The sequence below is a fragment of the Pseudomonas sp. Lb2C2 genome, from assembly GCF_052112205.1.
GTDB classification, from domain to species: domain Bacteria; phylum Pseudomonadota; class Gammaproteobacteria; order Pseudomonadales; family Pseudomonadaceae; genus Aquipseudomonas; species Aquipseudomonas kilonensis.
Window position 1 is genome coordinate 473983 of sequence record NZ_JAUTYW010000006.1, and the last position, 17548, is coordinate 491530.

The 17548-nt window shown below is 60.7% G+C and carries 16 protein-coding genes; 13 read left to right on the forward strand and 3 right to left on the reverse strand.

What is annotated here, in order from left to right; translation table 11 throughout:
* Window positions 1-105: 105 nt before the first annotated feature.
* Window positions 106-2067: a choline transporter BetT gene (gene betT, locus Q7F16_RS20760; protein ID WP_162843731.1), complete on the reverse strand. Its 1962-nt coding sequence runs from the start codon at window positions 2065-2067 to the stop codon at window positions 106-108.
* A 427-nt stretch (window positions 2068-2494) separates the two neighbouring features.
* Between betT and Q7F16_RS20765 the strand changes: the two genes are divergently transcribed.
* The 12 genes from Q7F16_RS20765 to Q7F16_RS20820 all read left to right on the forward strand — a co-directional run bounded on the left by Q7F16_RS20765 (window position 2495) and on the right by Q7F16_RS20820 (window position 14877).
* Entirely contained in the window at window positions 2495-3493 is a 999-nt protein-coding gene (locus Q7F16_RS20765; RefSeq protein ID WP_046065269.1) for a D-cysteine desulfhydrase, read from the forward strand.
* 314 nt (window positions 3494-3807) lie between these two features.
* Window positions 3808-4608 carry a cystine ABC transporter substrate-binding protein gene (tcyJ, locus tag Q7F16_RS20770; protein ID WP_046065260.1) on the forward strand — a complete coding sequence of 267 codons (801 nt, stop codon included), beginning with the start codon at window positions 3808-3810 and terminating at the stop codon, window positions 4606-4608.
* A complete protein-coding gene (gene tcyL, locus Q7F16_RS20775) occupies window positions 4608-5273 on the forward strand; it encodes a cystine ABC transporter permease (protein ID WP_014336021.1) in 666 nt (221 codons plus the stop codon). The genes tcyJ and tcyL overlap by 1 nt, the downstream gene beginning before the upstream one ends.
* Before the next feature lie 3 nt (window positions 5274-5276).
* Complete coding sequence (tcyN, locus tag Q7F16_RS20780; RefSeq protein WP_046065259.1) at window positions 5277-6038, forward strand: L-cystine ABC transporter ATP-binding protein TcyN; 762 nt, start codon at window positions 5277-5279, stop codon at window positions 6036-6038.
* Between the two features lie 535 nt (window positions 6039-6573).
* A complete protein-coding gene (locus Q7F16_RS20785; protein WP_409556866.1) occupies window positions 6574-7344 on the forward strand; it encodes a hypothetical protein in 771 nt (256 codons plus the stop codon).
* 377 nt (window positions 7345-7721) lie between these two features.
* Window positions 7722-8963: an SfnB family sulfur acquisition oxidoreductase gene (locus tag Q7F16_RS20790; protein WP_046065257.1), complete on the forward strand. Its 1242-nt coding sequence runs from the start codon at window positions 7722-7724 to the stop codon at window positions 8961-8963.
* 23 nt (window positions 8964-8986) lie between these two features.
* On the forward strand, window positions 8987-10180 hold the full coding sequence (locus Q7F16_RS20795; RefSeq protein WP_079301480.1) for an SfnB family sulfur acquisition oxidoreductase: 1194 nt from the start codon (window positions 8987-8989) through the stop codon (window positions 10178-10180).
* The gene (locus Q7F16_RS20800; protein WP_409556865.1) at window positions 10180-11538 is read left to right on the forward strand and encodes an LLM class flavin-dependent oxidoreductase; all 1359 of its coding nucleotides are present in this window, start codon (window positions 10180-10182) and stop codon (window positions 11536-11538) included. The genes Q7F16_RS20795 and Q7F16_RS20800 overlap by 1 nt, the downstream gene beginning before the upstream one ends.
* A gap of 37 nt (window positions 11539-11575) precedes the next feature.
* On the forward strand, window positions 11576-12385 hold the full coding sequence (locus Q7F16_RS20805) for a MetQ/NlpA family ABC transporter substrate-binding protein (protein ID WP_046065254.1): 810 nt from the start codon (window positions 11576-11578) through the stop codon (window positions 12383-12385).
* A gap of 1 nt (window position 12386) precedes the next feature.
* Complete coding sequence (locus Q7F16_RS20810; RefSeq protein WP_409556864.1) at window positions 12387-13511, forward strand: methionine ABC transporter ATP-binding protein; 1125 nt, start codon at window positions 12387-12389, stop codon at window positions 13509-13511.
* The gene (locus Q7F16_RS20815; protein WP_046065252.1) at window positions 13501-14145 is read left to right on the forward strand and encodes a methionine ABC transporter permease; all 645 of its coding nucleotides are present in this window, start codon (window positions 13501-13503) and stop codon (window positions 14143-14145) included. The genes Q7F16_RS20810 and Q7F16_RS20815 overlap by 11 nt, the downstream gene beginning before the upstream one ends.
* Before the next feature lie 102 nt (window positions 14146-14247).
* Complete coding sequence (locus tag Q7F16_RS20820; protein ID WP_409556863.1) at window positions 14248-14877, forward strand: class I SAM-dependent methyltransferase; 630 nt, start codon at window positions 14248-14250, stop codon at window positions 14875-14877.
* Between the two features lie 161 nt (window positions 14878-15038).
* Here Q7F16_RS20820 and Q7F16_RS20825 read toward each other — a convergent pair whose 3' ends face one another.
* Window positions 15039-15605 carry a transporter substrate-binding domain-containing protein gene (locus Q7F16_RS20825; RefSeq protein WP_046065250.1) on the reverse strand — a complete coding sequence of 189 codons (567 nt, stop codon included), beginning with the start codon at window positions 15603-15605 and terminating at the stop codon, window positions 15039-15041.
* A 133-nt stretch (window positions 15606-15738) separates the two neighbouring features.
* Between Q7F16_RS20825 and Q7F16_RS20830 the strand changes: the two genes are divergently transcribed.
* Complete coding sequence (locus Q7F16_RS20830) at window positions 15739-16164, forward strand: DUF4399 domain-containing protein (protein ID WP_409556862.1); 426 nt, start codon at window positions 15739-15741, stop codon at window positions 16162-16164.
* Between the two features lie 138 nt (window positions 16165-16302).
* On the opposite strand, the gene serA is transcribed toward Q7F16_RS20830, so the two are convergent.
* Complete coding sequence (gene serA, locus Q7F16_RS20835) at window positions 16303-17532, reverse strand: phosphoglycerate dehydrogenase (RefSeq protein ID WP_003186856.1); 1230 nt, start codon at window positions 17530-17532, stop codon at window positions 16303-16305.
* Window positions 17533-17548 lie beyond the last annotated feature (16 nt).

Here is a 17548-nt window from a genome sequence, read left to right on the forward strand (position 1 = left end):
CTCCCACAAGGAAATCACTAACCTTACAGGAGGGAACCACCTAACCCTGTGGAAGCGAGCTTGCTCGCGATGAGGCCAGTGACAATGAAAGGCCTAGCGCCTCGATCAGCGCACCAAATGCAGAAACTGCAGGTGGCGCTCGTACTGGTCGAGGATGTCGTTGATGATTTGTTCCTTGGTGTAGCCCACCAGGTCGTAATCCTGGCTGCCTTCGCTCAAGTGCACCTCGGCACGGTAGTAACGACGGTTGTTGAGTTCCTTCGAGCCCATGCCGCCGCGGGCGAAGGACGGCGTGAAGTAGCCGCGCATCTGCACCTGATAGATGAACGGATGCTGCTCGCCGTGGCCGATCTCCAGGCTGACGTTGTCGTTGGCCGGGTCGGGCTGGGTCACCACCGTCAGGCCCTTTTCGACGAACACCGCGGTCACCTCTTCAATGGCCGGACGCACCGTGGTGTCGAGGAAACGGTACACCTCATCACGGGACGGAAAATGCACCGCCTGGCTCAAGCGTTGGCGCCAGCCGCCCGTGCCCCGACGTGAACCCGATACCGGGGCCAGGGAGTGCAATTGCGCGATCTGCTTCTGGGACTCCAGGTAGAACGCCTTGTGCAGGCCCCACATCATCAGCAGCAGAATCAACGAGAACGGCAAGGACGTCAGCACCACCGCCGACTTCAAGGCATCGATGCTGCCGGAGAACAGCAACGCACTGGTCACCAGGGCCGTCATCGCGCCCCAGAACACCCGCAGCCATTTCGGCCCGTCCTCATCGGGGTTGCCGCCCTTGGCCGACAACGTCGACAGCACCACGGTGCCGGAGTCGGCGGATGTGACGAAGAACACAAAACTGATGAACACCGTGACCGCGATGACGGTCTTGCTCCAAGGGTAGGTTTCCAGCAGCAGATAAAGGCTCATCGATGGGTTTTCCAGGGCGGACATGCCCAGGGCACTCATGCCGTGGTTCAGCACCTGGTCGATGGCGCTGTTGCCGAAGATCGACATCCACGCCAGGGTGAAACCCAGCGGAATCAGCAGCACGCCAAACACGAATTCACGGATGGTGCGGCCACGGGAAATCCGTGCGATGAACAGCCCCACGAACGGCGACCACGCGATCCACCAGGCCCAGTAGAACACCGTCCAGCCGCCCAGCCAGTCACTGGGTTCGTTGTAGGCGTACAGGTCAAAGCTCTTCATCGGCAGGGCGCCGAGGTAATCGCCGATGTTCTGGATCAAGGTGTTGAGCAAATGCTGGGTGGGCCCGGCGAACAACACGAACAGCAACAGCGCACAGGCCAGCAACATGTTGATGTCGGACATGACTCGCACGCCCTTGTCGACACCGGCCACCGCCACAATGATCGCCGCGCCCATCATCAGCACGATCAGGCCGACCTGAATCCACTGGGTGTGGGCGATGCCGAACAGATAGTCGAGCCCGGAATTGAGGTGCAGCACACCAAAGCCCATGTCCGCGCCGAGGCCGAACACCGTGGCGATAATGCCGAAGCCGTCCACGGCGTAGCCGATGGGACCGTTGATGCGCTTGCCGATCAGCGGGTACAGCGCCGAACGCAGGGCCAGCGGTAAATTGTGCCGGTAGGCGAAGTACGCCAGGGCCATGCCGACGAACGCGAAAACGCCCCAGCCGTGCAGACCCCAGTGCAAGAACAGGATCTGCATGGCCTGCCGTGCCGCTTGCGCGTTGCCAGCCTCGCCCTGGGGCGGCTGGACCATGTGGGTCAGCGGCTCGGAAACACAGAAGAAAAACAGCGTGATGCTGATGCCGGCGGCGAACAACATGCCGGCCCAGGACAGATAACTGAATTCGGGTTCGTCGTGGTCGGCACCGAGCTTGATCTTGCCGTAGCCGGACAAGGCGGTGACCACCACGAAGACCAGATACAGCGTCATCGCCAGCATGTAGTACCAGCCGACCGTATTGGCCGCCCAGTTCTGGGCCGCCAGCAGCCAGGCGCCGGCCTGCGCGGGCATGGCAATCACCACCAGGCCGAACAGCAGGATGAAGGTCGCGGCGAAGTAAAAGACCGGCGGGTTCATGCGGACCAGGCCGCTGGGTGGAAGGGACGAGGCACTCATGAAACAAGCTCCTCGGGAAAAAGAATCGGGGTGGTCGAAAACGGACTCGGCAAAGGCAAGCCTCCTGTTGTGAGCGGGCAGCAAACCGACGGTTTAACTTGAATGAGCGTTCAAGTTAAACATGAATAGGTAGCTAAGGACTAATCGCAGGGCTCGACGGCACGCTTCCTACACTAGCCCACGAGAGGGTATGACGTTGCCTGGAGGGCATTCGTTCACTGGCGCCAAGCCCCTGTGGGAGCGAGCTTGCTCGCGATAGCGGTGTAGCAGTCAATGAAGATGTTGAATGTCAGGCCGCTATCGCGAGCAAGCTCGCTCCCACATGCCGGTTGCCCATGAATATCGGCGTGCCTATAGTCCAGGCATCGCCTACAACCAGTACGGACCCATGATCAAACAACAGCTGTCTCGCTTTAACCGTCTCGACCTGCTCGGCCATCCGACACCGCTGGAAAAACTCGACCGCCTCTCCACCTGGCTCGGCCGGGACATCTATATCAAGCGTGACGACTTGACGCCCCTGGCCTTGGGCGGCAACAAACTGCGCAAGCTCGAATACCTGGCCGCCGATGCCATCGCCCAAGGCGCCGATACCCTCATCACCGCCGGGGCGATCCAGTCCAACCATGTACGCCAGACCGCCGCCCTCGCCGCGAAGCTGGGCCTGGGTTGCGTGGCCTTGCTGGAAAACCCCATCGGCACCGAAGACAGCAATTACCTGGGCAACGGCAACCGGTTGCTGCTGGAGCTGTTCGACGCCAAGGTCGAACTGGTGGACAACCTGGACAACGCTGATGAGCAGCTACAGGCCCTGGCCGGTCGCCTGCGCAGCAACGGGAAAAAACCCTACCTGGTGCCGATTGGTGGTTCGAACGCCTTGGGCGCGCTGGGTTATGTGCGCGCCGGCCTGGAACTGGCCGAGCAGATCAAGGACACCGGGATTGAATTCGCCGCAGTGGTACTGGCCTCGGGCAGTGCCGGCACCCACAGCGGCCTGGCGCTGGCGCTGAGCGAAGCCCTGCCGGCGCTGCCTGTCATCGGTGTCACGGTTTCGCGCAGCGAGGAGGACCAGTTTCCGAAGGTCCAGGGCCTGGCCGAGCGCACGGCAGCGTTGCTCGAAGTCGCCCTTCCAGAAGCGTTCAAAGTGAACCTGTGGGACGAATATTTCGCCCCCCGCTACGGTGAACCCAACGCCGGGACACTGGCGGCGGTCAAGCTGCTGGCCAGCCAGGAAGGGCTGCTGCTCGATCCGGTCTACACCGGCAAGGCCATGGCCGGCCTGCTCGACGGCATGGGTCGCGACCGTTTCGACGAAGGCCCGATCATCTTCCTGCACACCGGTGGCGCGCCGGCGTTGTTTGCCTACAGCGCGGCGTTCCAGGCTTAGTGAATACTTCGGTGGAAGGCTTTTGTGGGAGCGAGCTTGCTCGCGATAGCGGCATGTCAGTTGCGTAAATTTCAGCTGATCCACCGCGATCGCGAGCAAGCTCGCTCCCACAAGCAGTCATTCCAAATAGACATATGCGCTTGATTTAATATTATTTTCCAATCTATAAAAGCCATCCTATAGTCTCGCCGCAGGCGCATTTGCCGCGAGACGCCCAAGCTGCTTTAAGGCAGGATGTGGCAATCTTTTCAGATCGCGGCTACGCCTTATCTCAGCCAAAATAACCTCTTCATAAGAAAACACAGGGGCTTGTCATGAATTTTTCCGCATTACGTCGCAACCTGTTGGTAGGTTCGCTGAGCCTGGCATTGAGCGCCGGCTTGTTGGGGCAAGCGGTTGCCGGTGAGCAACTGCAGAAGATCAAGGACGCCGGCGAAATCAAGATCGGCTTGGAAGGCACTTATCCACCGTTCAGTTTCGTTGATGAGAGCGGCAAACTGACCGGCTTCGAAGTGGAGTTCTCCGAAGCCCTGGCCAAGGAGCTGGGTGTGAAGGTCAAGCTGCAGACGACCCCATGGGCCGGCATCCTCGCGGCTTTGGAATCCAAGCGTCTGGACGCAGTGGTGAACCAGGTGACCATCTCCGAGGAGCGTAAGAAAAAGTACGATTTCTCCGAGCCGTACACCGTTTCCGGGATTCAAGCGCTGGTGCTGACCAAGAAAGCCGACGAATTGAACATCAAGAAGGCCGCCGACCTGGACGGTAAAAAAGTCGGCGTGGGCCTGGGCACCAACTACGAACAGTGGGTCAAGGCAGAAGTACCGGGCGCCCAAGTCAAAACCTACGATGACGACCCTACCAAGTTCCAGGACCTGCGCGTCGGTCGTATCGACACCATCCTGATCGACCGCCTGGCCGCTCTGGAATACGCCAAGAAAGCCAAGGACACCACCGTCACCAGCGAAGCCTTTTCGCGCCAGGAGTCCGGTATTGCCCTGCGCAAAGGCGAGCCTGAGCTGTTGGCAGCCGTGAACAAGGCCATCGAAAAACTGCGCGCCGACGGTACGCTGAAAAAGCTTTCGGAAAAATACTTCAGCGCTGACGTTACCCAATAATGGAAGCAGCTCTTCAACTCGCACTGGACTCCGCGCCCTTCCTGCTCAAGGGCGCGTATTACACGGTCATCCTCAGCCTGGGCGGCATGTTTTTCGGCTTGCTGCTGGGGTTCGGCCTGGCGCTGATGCGCCTGTCGCGCTTCAAACTGGTGAACTGGATCGCCCGCATCTACGTGTCGTTCTTTCGCGGCACGCCGTTGCTGGTGCAGTTGTTCGTGATCTATTACGGGTTGCCACAACTGGGCATCGAGCTGGATCCACTACCGGCGGCCCTGATCGGTTTCTCGCTGAACATGGCCGCCTACGCGTGTGAAATCCTGCGGGCCGCCATCAGTTCCATCGAGCGTGGCCAGTGGGAAGCGGCGGCAAGCATCGGCATGACCCGCGCCCAGACCCTGCGCCGGGCCATCCTGCCGCAAGCCGCACGCACGGCCCTGCCACCGTTGGGCAACAGCTTCATTTCCCTGGTCAAGGACACCGCGCTGGCGGCGACCATCCAGGTACCGGAGCTGTTCCGCCAAGCGCAGTTGATCACCGCGCGAACCTTCGAAATCTTCACCATGTACCTTGCCGCCGCGCTGATCTATTGGGTTCTGGCCAGCGTGCTCTCGCACCTGCAGAACGTCCTGGAAGCCCGGGTCAATCGGCATGACCAGGAGTCCTGACCCATGATTGTCGTGGAAAAACTGACAAAGCAGTTCAAGGGTCAGGTGGTGCTCAACGGCATCGACTTGAAGATCGAAGAAGGCGAAGTGGTTGCGATCATCGGCCCCAGCGGCTCGGGCAAGACCACTTTCCTGCGCTGCTTGAACTTCCTCGAAGAACCTACCAGTGGCCGGATCAAGGTCGGCGATATCGAAATCGATGGCAGTCGCCCGCTGAACCAGCAACAGGGCCTGGTGCGCCGTTTGCGCCAGCAGGTGGGCTTCGTGTTCCAGAACTTCAACCTGTTTCCCCATCGCACCGCATTGGAAAATGTCACTGAAGGCCCGCAGGTGGTGAAGAAAATTCCTCGTGCCGAAGCCGAAGCCCTAGGGCGCAAGCTCTTGGCCAAGGTCGGCTTGGCCGGCAAGGAAGACGCCTATCCACGGCGCCTTTCCGGCGGCCAGCAACAGCGCGTGGCGATTGCCCGGGCGTTGGCGATGGAACCGGCGGTGATCCTGTTCGACGAGCCGACCTCGGCCCTCGATCCGGAACTGGTGGGCGAGGTGCTGGCAACCATTCGTGGCTTGGCCGAAGAAAAACGCACCATGGTCATCGTGACCCACGAAATGGGCTTCGCCCGGGATGTGGCCAACCGCGTGGTGTTTTTCGACAAAGGCGTGATCGTCGAACAAGGCGAAGCCAAGGCCTTGTTTGCAGCGCCCAAGGAAGAACGCACGCGACAGTTCCTCAGCAAGATCCTCTCGGCCGGACACGGCGCCCAGTAAGTTATGGTGAGCGTCATCACTTCCAGGGATGGAAGTGGGACCGCTGCCACACACTCAACACCACACTGCCATCAACTTGGCTAGAACGAAACAACTTGAAACTTGCGCCCCACTCAACATCCGCGAGCGTTTTATGTGCGGCATGGACATACCCTCGCAACACTTCCCTGCGGCCCAAGCCCCCCTCCTCTTTAGTATAAAGACGCTCTTTCGAGCCTTTTAATAAACCGGCGAGCTTAGGAAAAGGGCCTGTGACGCCGGGCATTCTTAACATGCATGCGTAGGACGTTTCTGAAGCATTTCACAATGAATTATTAAGCAAGTGCCTCTATTGACACTGAAACTATTGAGCCCTTATCTAGTGCCCTGTATCACAAATACTAGTGCCCAACAGGCGATGCACAGTATTTATGTTCTGCACAGTGACCAAGCGCGGCCAACCTATATGGCTGCACACATAAAAGTATGTCGCGATCAGCCATCGCCGTTGATCTTTCCGAAACGGACTTAGTTTTCAAGCATCAAGGAGAACACCATGACATGTAAGTCGAAGAGTCCTGAACTGGCCGCCCCCACCCTGGCCAATGCACACCCTACCGGCATCAATATCGCCAACGCCGCTCACCTGGAGGTTGCCATTGCGCCCTACCCGGGCATGGACGCAGGTGACCTGATCGAACTGTTCTGGGACAACTGCTACGTCGGCTCGCGCTTGCTGTTGCAGACCGATGTGCAAGACAGCATCATCCTGCGGGTCCCGGAGAGTTTCATCGCCGATGGAGCCTCGCACATTCACTATCGGGTGATGCAAGTCGGACGTGGGCCGGCGCTATCCGCCAAGCAACGGGTACACGCGAAGCTCGATTGCCCCGGCGGGCAGCCGTCGGCCCTGAGCGGCGATGAAAACCAGGGCCTGGCGCCAGTGCGCATCCCCGGCACTATCCGACGCCAAGGGGTGAACCCCAACCAGATCAAGCGCGGCGTACCGCTGACCATCGAACCCTACCTGAACATGGCCGCTGGCGATGCCGTGACCCTGCGTTGGGGTGATGTGCGCATGGACTTGCCGGCGGTCACCGCCAGCGAGGTCGGCCAACCAATCAATATCTGGGTCCCGCCGCAGATCATCCTGGAGGCAGGAGAAGACCTGCGCCTGGAAGTGACCTACTGCATCATCGACCGCGTGGGCAACAACTCCCACTGGGCACCGCCACGGACGTTGAAGATCGGTTGCGCCAATCCGTACCTGAACACTGCACCGAAACAGCCGCTCATGGCCGCCGAAACGCGCCGCCGAGAGCCCTGATGCAAATACTCATGCGGCAAGCATGCTTTTGTGGCGAGGGAGCTTGCTCCCGCTTGGGTGCCTAGCACCCACTGGCAAACAAAGAAGGGTCGCTGCGCAACCCAGCGGGAGCAAGCTCCCTCGCCACAAAAGCTGCTTCGCTCCTAAGCGAGCATACGGCCCTCAATTTAAAACCAACCTATATATATTCCTAAAAGTTAGTTCAAAAATAATTTATACACGCTTAGGGTATATACACCGGACCACCGGACATTCTTGATTTTCGCTCGCCGCCATTCATCGCGGCGTTTCTTGAGATGTGAGGTGGGTATGGAACGGAACACAATCATCCCGGTGCAGTATGCCAAGGCACTGCCTGCAGCCACGGAGTGGCTGTAATGTCGGATCTGGCGCAAGCAAAGGTCCAGAGCGACCTGGATATCGCACCGCTGTTGTTGCCTGCACAGGTGTTGCGCAACGATGCCGAGGCCATCAAAGCTGCCCATGAACTGGCGCAGGTCGCCCGTCAGCAGGCCGCGCGTCGTGATCAGCAACGCAAGCTGCCCTGGGCAGAAATCGAGCAATTTACCCGCAGCGGACTGGGCAGCATCGCCATTCCCCGGGCATACGGCGGCCCACAGGTTTCGTTCGTCACCCTGGCCGACGTGTTCGCGATCATCTCCGCCGCTGACCCGGCCCTCGGGCAGATCCCGCAAAACCAGTTCGGCGTGCTCCAACTGATTCTCGGCACCGGCACCGAACGGCAGAAAAAAATCCTCTTGCAGAGCGTGCTCGAAGGCTGGCGCATCGGCAACGCCGGGCCGGAACGCGGCACTCGCAATACCCTTGAACTCAAGGCTCGGATTACCGCTGACGGTGACGGGTTTGTCATCAATGGTCAGAAGTTCTACTCCACCGGCGCGCTGTTTGCTCATTGGGTCGCGGTCAAGGCGCTGAATGACGAAGGCCGCCAGGTGCTGGCGTTCGTGCGGCGCGGCACCCCGGGCCTGCGGATCGTCGACGACTGGTCGGGGTTCGGCCAGCGCACCACCGCCAGCGGCACCGTGCTGCTGAACAATGTGCGGGTGGATGCCGACTTGGTCCTGGATAACTGGCGCATCAACGAAACGCCCGGTGTGCAAGGCGCGATCTCCCAACTGATCCAGGCCGCCATCGATGCGGGGATCGCCCGTGGTGCCATCGACGACGCCATCACCTTCGTTCGCGAGCGGGCCCGACCCTGGATCGATGCCAAGGTCGACCGAGCCAGTGACGACCTCTACGTGATCGCCGACATTGGCAAACTGAAAATCGAACTGCACGCCGCCGAAGCTTTGCTGCGCAAGGCCGGACAGGTGTTGGACCAGGTCAGTGCCGCCCCCATCACGGCGCAATCGGCCGCCCGCGCCTCGATTGCCGTGGCCGAGGCCAAGGTGCTCACCACCGAGATCGCCCTGCAAGCCAGCGAAAAACTCTTCGAGCTGGCTGGCAGCCGCGCCACCCTCGCCGAATTCAACCTCGACCGTCACTGGCGCAACGCACGGGTCCACACCCTGCACGACCCGGTGCGCTGGAAGTATCACGCGGTAGGCGCCTACCACCTGAACGGCACCTTGCCAGCCCGCCATTCCTGGATCTGACGACCCGACCTCTGGAGCAGTACATGACGTTTTCTCAACACGTCGCGGTGATCACCAGCGATGAACAAGCCCTGATCGTGGCCAGCGACCTGGCCGATGACTTCAAGCGCGACAGCGCCCTGCGCGACCGCGAGCGCCGCTTGCCGTACCCGGAACTGGAGGCCTTCTCCCGCTCGGGCCTGTGGGGCATCAGCGTGCCCAAGGCCTATGGCGGCGCCGGTGTTTCCAACGTCACCCTGGCCAAGGTCATCGCGCTGATTTCTCAGGCCGACGGCTCGCTGGGGCAGATCCCACAAAATCATTTCTACGCCCTGGAAGTACTGCGGGTAAACGGCAGCGAAGCGCAAAAACAACGCCTGTATGCCGAAGTCCTGGCCGGCCAACGTTTTGGCAATGCGTTGGCGGAGCTCGGCACCAAGACTGCCCATGACCGCATCACCCAACTGCGCCGCGAGGGCGAGGGCTATCGCATCAACGGTCGCAAGTTCTACGCCACGGGTGCGATCTACGCCCAGCGCATCCCTACATCGGTGGTGGACGAAAACGGCGTGCAACAACTGGCGTTCGTCCCTCGCAACAGCCAAGGCCTGTCAGTGATCGACGACTGGAGCGGTTTCGGCCAGCGCACCACGGGCAGTGGTTCGGTGGTGTTCGAAGACGTCTATGTCGACGCTGACGACATCGTGCCCTTCCAGAGCGCCTTCGAACGCCCGACGCCGGTCGGGCCGCTGGCGCAGATTCTTCACGCCGCCATCGACACCGGCATCGCCCGCGCCGCCTACGAAGACGCCCTGCATTTTGTCCGCAATAAAACCCGCCCCTGGATCGACGCCACCAGCGACGTCGCCACCGACGACCCACACACCCTCAAGAGTTTCGGCCAACTGAGCATCCGCCTGCATGCCGCCGAAGCCCTGTTGGAACGCGCCGGTGAGTTTCTCGACCGGGCCCAGGCCGACACTCAGGCCGACACAGTCGCCGCCGCCTCGATTGCCGTGGCCGAAGCCCGTGCCATCAGCACCGAAATTTCCCTGGCCGCCAGCAGCACGCTGTTCGAATTGGCCGGCAGCCAGGCGACCCTGGCCGAACATGGCCTTGACCGCCATTGGCGCAACGCCCGGGTGCACACCCTGCATGACCCGGTGCGCTGGAAATACCACGCGGTGGGCAACTTCTACCTCAACGATGAAAAACCGCCGCTGCGGGGGACTATCTGATGGCGGCCGGCAAGAAAAAGATCCTGCTCAACGCGTTCAACATGAACTGCATCGGGCACATCAATCACGGCCTGTGGACCCACCCTCAGGACACGTCGACCCAGTTCAATACGATCGAATACTGGACCGCCCTGGCGCAATTGCTTGAGCGCGGATTGTTCGACGGGTTGTTCATCGCCGACATCGTCGGCGTCTACGACGTCTATCAACAATCAGTGGACGTCACGCTCAAGGAGTCGATCCAGCTACCAGTCAACGACCCGTTGCTGCTGGTGTCCGCGATGGCTGCCGTGACGAAAAACCTCGGCTTCGGCCTCACCGCCAACCTGACCTACGAACCGCCCTACCTGTTCGCCCGACGCATGAGCACCCTCGACCACCTGAGTCGTGGTCGGGTCGGCTGGAACATCGTCACCGGCTACCTGGACAGTGCCGCCAAGGCCATGGGCCTGACGGCGCAGGTCGAGCATGACCGCCGCTACGACCAGGCCGACGAATACCTGCAAGTGCTCTACAAACTGTGGGAGAGCAGTTGGGAAAACGACGCGGTGCTCAACGACCGCGAGCAGCGGATCTATGCCCGGCCAGAGAAAGTGCACAAGGTCCGGCACCAGGGCGAGTTCTACCAGGTCGAGGGCTATCACCTCTGCGAACCCTCGCCCCAGCGCACGCCAGTGCTGTTCCAGGCCGGCAGTTCCGAGCGCGGCCTGCTGTTCGCCGGGCGGCATGCCGAGTGCGTATTCATCAGCGGCCAGAACAAACCGGCGACCAAGGCTCAGGTGGACAAGGTCCGCGCCAGCGCCCTAGAGGCCGGGCGCAACCCCGAGGACATCAAGGTGTTCATGGGCCTGAACGTGATTGTCGGCGAGACCGAAGCGGCCGCCTGGGCCAAGCATGCCGAGTACCTGGGCTACGCCAGCGCCGAGGCCGGGGTGGCGCATTTTTCCGCGTCGACGGGGATCGATTTTTCCCAGTACGAACTGGACGAACCGATCCAGTACGTGAAGAGCAACGCCATCCAGTCCGCCACCAAGACCTTGCAGAACAACGACTGGACCCGGCGCAAATTGCTGGAGCAACACGCCCTGGGCGGTCGCTACATCACGGTGGTGGGTTCACCCGAGCAAGTGGCCGACGAGCTGGAGTCCTGGATCGTCGAAACCGGCCTCGATGGCTTCAACCTGACCCGCATCGTCACGCCGCAAAGCTACGTGGACTTCATCGACCTGGTGATCCCCGAGTTGCAGCGACGCGGCTCGTACAAGACCGAATACGACAACGGCACCCTGCGCGAAAAGCTGTTTCACGCAGAGGCTCACCTACCCGAACAACACACTGGCTCGACCTACCGGCACTGACCCTGTGACTCATCCATCAATGACTGGAATACCCGACATGACCAAGCACTTCCTGACCCTGCCAGTCAAAACCCTGGCCCTGGCCCTCGGCCTGTTCAGCTCGGCGCTGTTTGCCGCCGATGCACCGTTGAAAATCGGCACCACCGCCGCGTTCGCCATTCCCCTGGAGGCGGCCGTCGAAGAAGCCGGCAAGCAAGGCTTGAAGGTCGAGTTGGTGGAGTTCAGCGACTGGATCGCGCCCAACGTCAGCCTGGCCTCCGGCGATATCGACGTGAATTACTTCCAGCACATCCCGTTCCTGGAAAATGCCAAGGCCGCCGCCGGGTTCGATCTGGTGCCCTTTGCGCCGGGGATCATCAACAACGTCGGCCTCTATTCGAAAAAATACAAAAGCTTCGACGAACTGCCAGAAGGCGCCAGCGTCGCCATTGCCAACGACCCGATCAACAGCGGTCGCGGCCTGCAACTGTTGGCCAAGGCCGGGCTGATCAGCCTCAAGCCGGGCGTCGGCTACAAGGCCACCGAAGACGACATCGTCGCCAACCCGAAGAAACTCAAGATCCTGCAGGTCGAAGCCGTGCAGTTGGTGCGCGCTTATGAAGACGCCGACCTGGTGCAGGGTTATCCCGCCTACATCCGCCTGGCCAAGACCTTCGATGCCAGCTCTGCCTTGCTGTTCGACGGCCTCGATCACAAGGAATACGTGATTCAGTTCGTGATCCAGCCCAAGAGCAAGAACGATCCTCGATTGATCAAGTTCGTCGACATCTACCAACACTCGCCAGCCGTGCGCGCCGCCCTGGACAAGGCCCACGGCAAGCTCTACCAAGCCGGCTGGGAGAGTTGACATGAACGCCGTCAACGCTCGACTTAGACAAGAAGCCCCCACGCCCCGAAGCGCCGAACACACCGAACTGCATCCGGAGCTCAACCGTGCCCATGTGCGCTTCATCGGCCTGGGCAAGACCTTCAACGGCGCCCAGGGTCCGGTCGCCGCGCTGCAAGGCATCGACCTGGCGATCCAGCGCGGCGAGGTGTTCGGCATCATCGGCCGCAGCGGCGCCGGCAAGTCGTCGCTGATCCGCACCATCAACCGCCTCGAACAACCCACCAGTGGCCGGGTGTTGATCGATCAGATAGACATCGGCGAGTTCGATGAAGAGCGCCTGGTGGAACTGCGTCGGCGCATCGGCATGATCTTCCAGCACTTCAACCTGATGTCGGCCAAGACCGTGTGGCAGAACGTCGAGCTGCCGCTGAAAGTCGCCGGCGTGCCCAAGGAGCAACGCCAGCGCAAAGTTCGCGAGCTGCTGGAACTGGTCGGTCTGCAAGGCAAGCACAAGGTCTATCCGGCGCAACTTTCGGGTGGGCAGAAACAGCGGGTAGGGATTGCCCGGGCGCTGGTGCATGACCCGCAGATTTTGTTGTGCGATGAAGCCACTTCGGCCCTGGACCCGGAGACCACTCAATCGATCCTCGGTTTGCTGCGTGAGATCAATCAGCGACTGGGCCTGACCATCGTGTTGATCACCCATGAAATGGCGGTGATTCGCGAAGTCTGCGACCGGGTGGTGGTGCTCGAACAGGGGCGGATCGTCGAACAGGGGCCGGTCTGGGAAGTGTTTGGCAATCCGCAACACGAGGTCAGTCGAACGCTGTTGGCACCGTTGCAACACGCGATACCGGAAGAACTGCAAAACCGCTTGCAGGTGCAGCCGGCATCGGCGGATGCCGCCACTGTGCTACGCCTGCAATTCACCGGCATCGATCGTGAAGAGCCGGATCTCGCCGCCTTGTTCAGCGCCCTCGGTGGACGGGTGCGGCTGCTGCACGGCGGCATCGAGCGAATTCAAGGCCACGGGCTGGGGCAATTGCTGCTGGCCGTGAGCGGTTCGTCGTGGGGCGCCGAGGAACTGCGGCAACGGGCGGGCAATTGGGCGCAACGGGTAGAGGTGCTGGGTTATGTGGTTTGATCGGTTGTTGCAGGGTTTCATCGACACGTTCCTGATGGTCGGCGTGTCGTCGCTGATCGCGCTGTTGGCGGGCATCCCGCTGGCGGTGATCCTGGTGACCAGCGGCAAGGGCGGGATCTATGAAGCGCCGGCCTTGAACCGGGCCCTGGGCGCGTTCGTGAACCTGTTTCGCTCGATACCGTTCCTGATTCTGATGGTGGCGTTGATCCCGTTCACCCGGCTCATCGTCGGCACCACCTATGGCGTGTGGGCAGCGGTAGTACCGCTGACCATCGCCGCCACACCGTTCTTTGCCCGCATCGCCGAAGTCAGCCTGCGGGAGGTCGACCATGGCCTGATCGAAGCGGCCCAGGCCATGGGTTGCCGGCGCGGGCACATTGTCTGGCATGTGCTGCTGCCCGAAGCCCTGCCGGGCATCGTCGGCGGTTTTACCATCACCTTGGTGACCATGATCAACTCTTCGGCCATGGCCGGCGCGATCGGCGCCGGCGGCCTGGGCGACATCGCCTACCGGTACGGCTACCAGCGATTCGACAGCCAGATCATGCTCACGGTGATCGTGTTGCTGGTGGCGTTGGTGGCGGTGATCCAGTTGGGCGGCGACCGCTTGTCACGCGGCTTGAACAAGCGCTGACCGGGGAGAGCAGTTGACCTGTGGGAGCAAAGCTTGCTCCCACAGGTAGACCAATGATCTTGCGGTATAGTCGGCTGACGCTCCCCACTCAAGCCCCCAATCATGAAACACACCACCGAAGACCTGCACGCCATCACCGCCACGACCCTGGGCCATTACAACGCCGTGGCAGAAAGCTTTCGCGAAGGCACCCGCGATCACGATGTGAGCCAGAACATCGACGCCTTGCTGCGCCATATCCAGGGCCAGGCACCGTTGCACATCCTGGATTTCGGCTGCGGCCCGGGGCGCGACTTGCGCACGTTTACCGGCCTGGGCCACGTGGCGGTCGGCCTCGACGGATCAGAAGAGTTTGCCCGGATGGCGCGCCAGGACAGCCGCTGCGAGGTGTGGCAACAGGACTTCCTGGAACTCGACCTGCCGGCCGAGCGTTTTGACGGGATTTTCGCCAACGCGGTGCTGTTTCATGTGCCCGTCCAGGAACTGCCTCGGGTGCTCAAGCAACTGCACGCCACCCTCAAGCCCGGCGGCGTGTTGTTCAGCTCAAACCCACGGGGCGAAAACCAGGAGGGCTGGAACGGCCAGCGCTTCGGCGCTTACCACGACCTCGCGGCGTGGCGCACGCTGCTTGGCGACGCAGGCTTCGTGGAACTGGAACATTACTACCGACCAGCGGGCTTGCCGCGGGAGCAACAGCCTTGGTTGGCGAGTGTCTGGCGTAAACCTGCTTAGCATTTGAAGACGCCATCGCGAGCAAGCTCGCTCCCACACTCGATCAGCGGTGGACTCATGATCTGTGAGCAACCGCAGATCCAATGTGGGAGCGAGCTTGCTCGCGATGGCGGTCTATCGGTCAATGAAGATTGATGTCAGGCCTCATCACCTGAACGGCTTCACTCCTGCTTGCCCAACCACTTCTGCGATAACTTCTCCAACCGCCCGTCATCCTTGATACGCGTCAGGGCGTTGTCCAGGCTGGCCTTGAACGCCGGATTGCCCTTCTGGAACGGAATCACCAGGCTCGGCGGCGGGCCGCTCTTTTTTTCCGGCTGGAACGACTGCGCCATGACCAACGGGCGTGGCGTCTCATCCTTGCTCGCCAGCAGTTGTGCATCCGGTTGGCTGTAAGCCGCACTGAGGTCGAAACGTTCCGCCAGTTCCGGGGTCATTGCTATGTGGTTGATGGCAACGTCGTACTTGCCGCTCTCCACGCCAGGCAGCAGATCCGCGGCATCGGTGACCACGAAGTCGGGGCGTACATCGAGCTCACCGGCAAGCATTTCGCCCAATTCCACTTCGAAACCGGTGAGTTTGCCGTCTTCCTTGAAGTTGAAGGGCGCGGTGTTGGCCTCGAGGGCAATGCGCAGTTCGCCACGGTCATTGATGTCATCGATCAGTTCGGCATGAGCCAGGGGGCTCAAAAGGGGTAGCAGGCAAATCAGGCCAGGCAGAAAGCGCATGGTCACTCCTTTGTATTTTTACAAGCGACGCTCGTTTCAGGCTCGCTTTGCTATGGTTGTTGCAGGCTTCGACAACGATTGGTCATGAAGTTGTCATGGCCAGGCGGATTTCATGGAAAAACTGGAGAAAAAAATGAAAAGCTTTATGTCTCGTGCTGCGTTGGCCGGCCTGTTGCTGGGCGCTTCGATGCTGGCAAGCGCCGCGACCCCGGCGCCCAAAGGTGCAGAAGTGTTCATCGTTTCCCCGGCAGACGGCGCCACCGTCGCCCAAGAGTTCAAGGTCAAGTTCGGCGTCAAGAACATCGCCCTGGCTCCGGCGGGCGATGTGACCAAGAATACTGGCCATCACCATTTGCTCATCGATGTCGACGAACTGCCTGCCGCCGGCACGCCGATTCCGACCGACGCGCAGCACATGCATTTCGGCAAGGCACAAACCGAAGCCACCATCAAACTGGCCCCAGGCAAGCACACCCTGCAATTGATCCTGGGCGACAGCGGCCATATGCCGTTCGATCCGTCGATCGTGTCCGAGAAAATCACGGTGGATGTGAAGTAACCGCACCGGCTGATACAACACAGACACCTGTGGGAGCAAGCTTTGCTCCCACAGGGTTTCATGTTGCCCCCAGTGTCAGGCAATAAAAAACGGGAGCCCCTTGCGAGGCTCCCGTTTTTTATTGCAAGCCAGGCCTGCTTAGAACAACACGCGGCAACGAATAGTGCCGTTGATGTGCTGCAGCTTCTCTTGCGCCAGGTCCGAGTATTCGGCGTCGACGTCGATCACGACGTAGCCGACTTTCTCGTTGGTCTGCAGGAACTGACCGGAAATGTTGATGCCGTTTTCCGCGAAGACCTTGTTGATCTCGCTCATCACACCCGGGATGTTTTCGTGGATGTGCAGCAAACGGTGCTTGCCAGGGTGTGCCGGCAGGGCCACTTCCGGGAAGTTCACGGACGATACCGAAGTACCGTTGTCGCTGTACTTGACCAGTTTTTCCGCCACTTCCAGACCGATGTTGGCCTGGGCTTCAGCGGTGGAACCACCGATATGCGGAGTCAGGATCACGTTGTCCAGGCCACGCAGCGGGCTTTCGAAGATATCGTCGTTGGAGCGTGGCTCCACCGGGAACACGTCGATGGCGGCGCCGATCAGGTGCTTGTCCTTGATCGCGTCGGCCAGGGCGTCGAGCTTGACCACGGTGCCGCGAGCGGCGTTGATCAGGATCCCGCCCTTCTTGATGGCGCGGATTTCCTTCTCGCCGATCATCCACTGGGTGGCAGCGGTTTCCGGCACGTGCAGGGTCACGATGTCGGACATGCCCAGCAACTCGTGCAGGTTGTTGACCTGGGTGGCGTTGCCCAGGGGCAGCTTGGTCACGGTGTCGTAGAAGAACACCTGCATACCAAGGCCTTCAGCCAGTACCGACAACTGAGTGCCGATCGAGCCGTAGCCGACGATACCCAGCTTCTTGCCACGGATTTCGAAGGAGTTGGCAGCGCTCTTGATCCAGCCGCCACGGTGGCAGGAAGCGTTTTTCTCGGGGATGCCGCGCAGCAGCAGGATCGCTTCGGCCAGCACCAGTTCAGCAACAGAACGGGTGTTGGAGTATGGCGCGTTGAACACCGCGATACCGCGCTCGCGCGCCGCGTTGAGGTCAACCTGGTTGGTGCCGATGCAGAAGCAGCCGACCGCCACCAGTTTCTTGGCGTGGTCGAAGATCTCTTCGGTCAATTGAGTACGGGAGCGAATGCCGATGAAGTGAGCATCGGCGATCTTTTCCTTGAGCTGGGCTTCCGGCAGAGAACTGGTGATGTACTCGATGCTGGTGTAGCCCGCCGACTTGAGGACGTCGACAGCCGATTGGTGGACGCCTTCGAGAAGAAGGAACTTGATCTTGCTCTTATCGAGAGAAGTCTTGCTCATCTGCGTAAACCTGTGT

Excerpts from the sequence above, each read along its gene's own strand:
- betT (WP_162843731.1), bottom strand. The coding sequence starts at position 2,067 with ATGAACCCGCCGGTCTTTTACTTCGCCGCGACCTTCATCCTGCTGTTC.
- Q7F16_RS20765 (WP_046065269.1), top strand. The coding sequence starts at position 2,495 with ATGATCAAACAACAGCTGTCTCGCTTTAACCGTCTCGACCTGCTCGGC.
- tcyJ (WP_046065260.1), top strand. The coding sequence starts at position 3,808 with ATGAATTTTTCCGCATTACGTCGCAACCTGTTGGTAGGTTCGCTGAGC.
- tcyL (WP_014336021.1), top strand. The coding sequence starts at position 4,608 with ATGGAAGCAGCTCTTCAACTCGCACTGGACTCCGCGCCCTTCCTGCTC.
- tcyN (WP_046065259.1), top strand. The coding sequence starts at position 5,277 with ATGATTGTCGTGGAAAAACTGACAAAGCAGTTCAAGGGTCAGGTGGTG.
- Q7F16_RS20785 (WP_409556866.1), top strand. The coding sequence starts at position 6,574 with ATGACATGTAAGTCGAAGAGTCCTGAACTGGCCGCCCCCACCCTGGCC.
- Q7F16_RS20790 (WP_046065257.1), top strand. The coding sequence starts at position 7,722 with ATGTCGGATCTGGCGCAAGCAAAGGTCCAGAGCGACCTGGATATCGCA.
- Q7F16_RS20795 (WP_079301480.1), top strand. The coding sequence starts at position 8,987 with ATGACGTTTTCTCAACACGTCGCGGTGATCACCAGCGATGAACAAGCC.
- Q7F16_RS20800 (WP_409556865.1), top strand. The coding sequence starts at position 10,180 with ATGGCGGCCGGCAAGAAAAAGATCCTGCTCAACGCGTTCAACATGAAC.
- Q7F16_RS20805 (WP_046065254.1), top strand. The coding sequence starts at position 11,576 with ATGACCAAGCACTTCCTGACCCTGCCAGTCAAAACCCTGGCCCTGGCC.
- Q7F16_RS20810 (WP_409556864.1), top strand. The coding sequence starts at position 12,387 with ATGAACGCCGTCAACGCTCGACTTAGACAAGAAGCCCCCACGCCCCGA.
- Q7F16_RS20815 (WP_046065252.1), top strand. The coding sequence starts at position 13,501 with ATGTGGTTTGATCGGTTGTTGCAGGGTTTCATCGACACGTTCCTGATG.
- Q7F16_RS20820 (WP_409556863.1), top strand. The coding sequence starts at position 14,248 with ATGAAACACACCACCGAAGACCTGCACGCCATCACCGCCACGACCCTG.
- Q7F16_RS20825 (WP_046065250.1), bottom strand. The coding sequence starts at position 15,605 with ATGCGCTTTCTGCCTGGCCTGATTTGCCTGCTACCCCTTTTGAGCCCC.
- Q7F16_RS20830 (WP_409556862.1), top strand. The coding sequence starts at position 15,739 with ATGAAAAGCTTTATGTCTCGTGCTGCGTTGGCCGGCCTGTTGCTGGGC.
- serA (WP_003186856.1), bottom strand. The coding sequence starts at position 17,532 with ATGAGCAAGACTTCTCTCGATAAGAGCAAGATCAAGTTCCTTCTTCTC.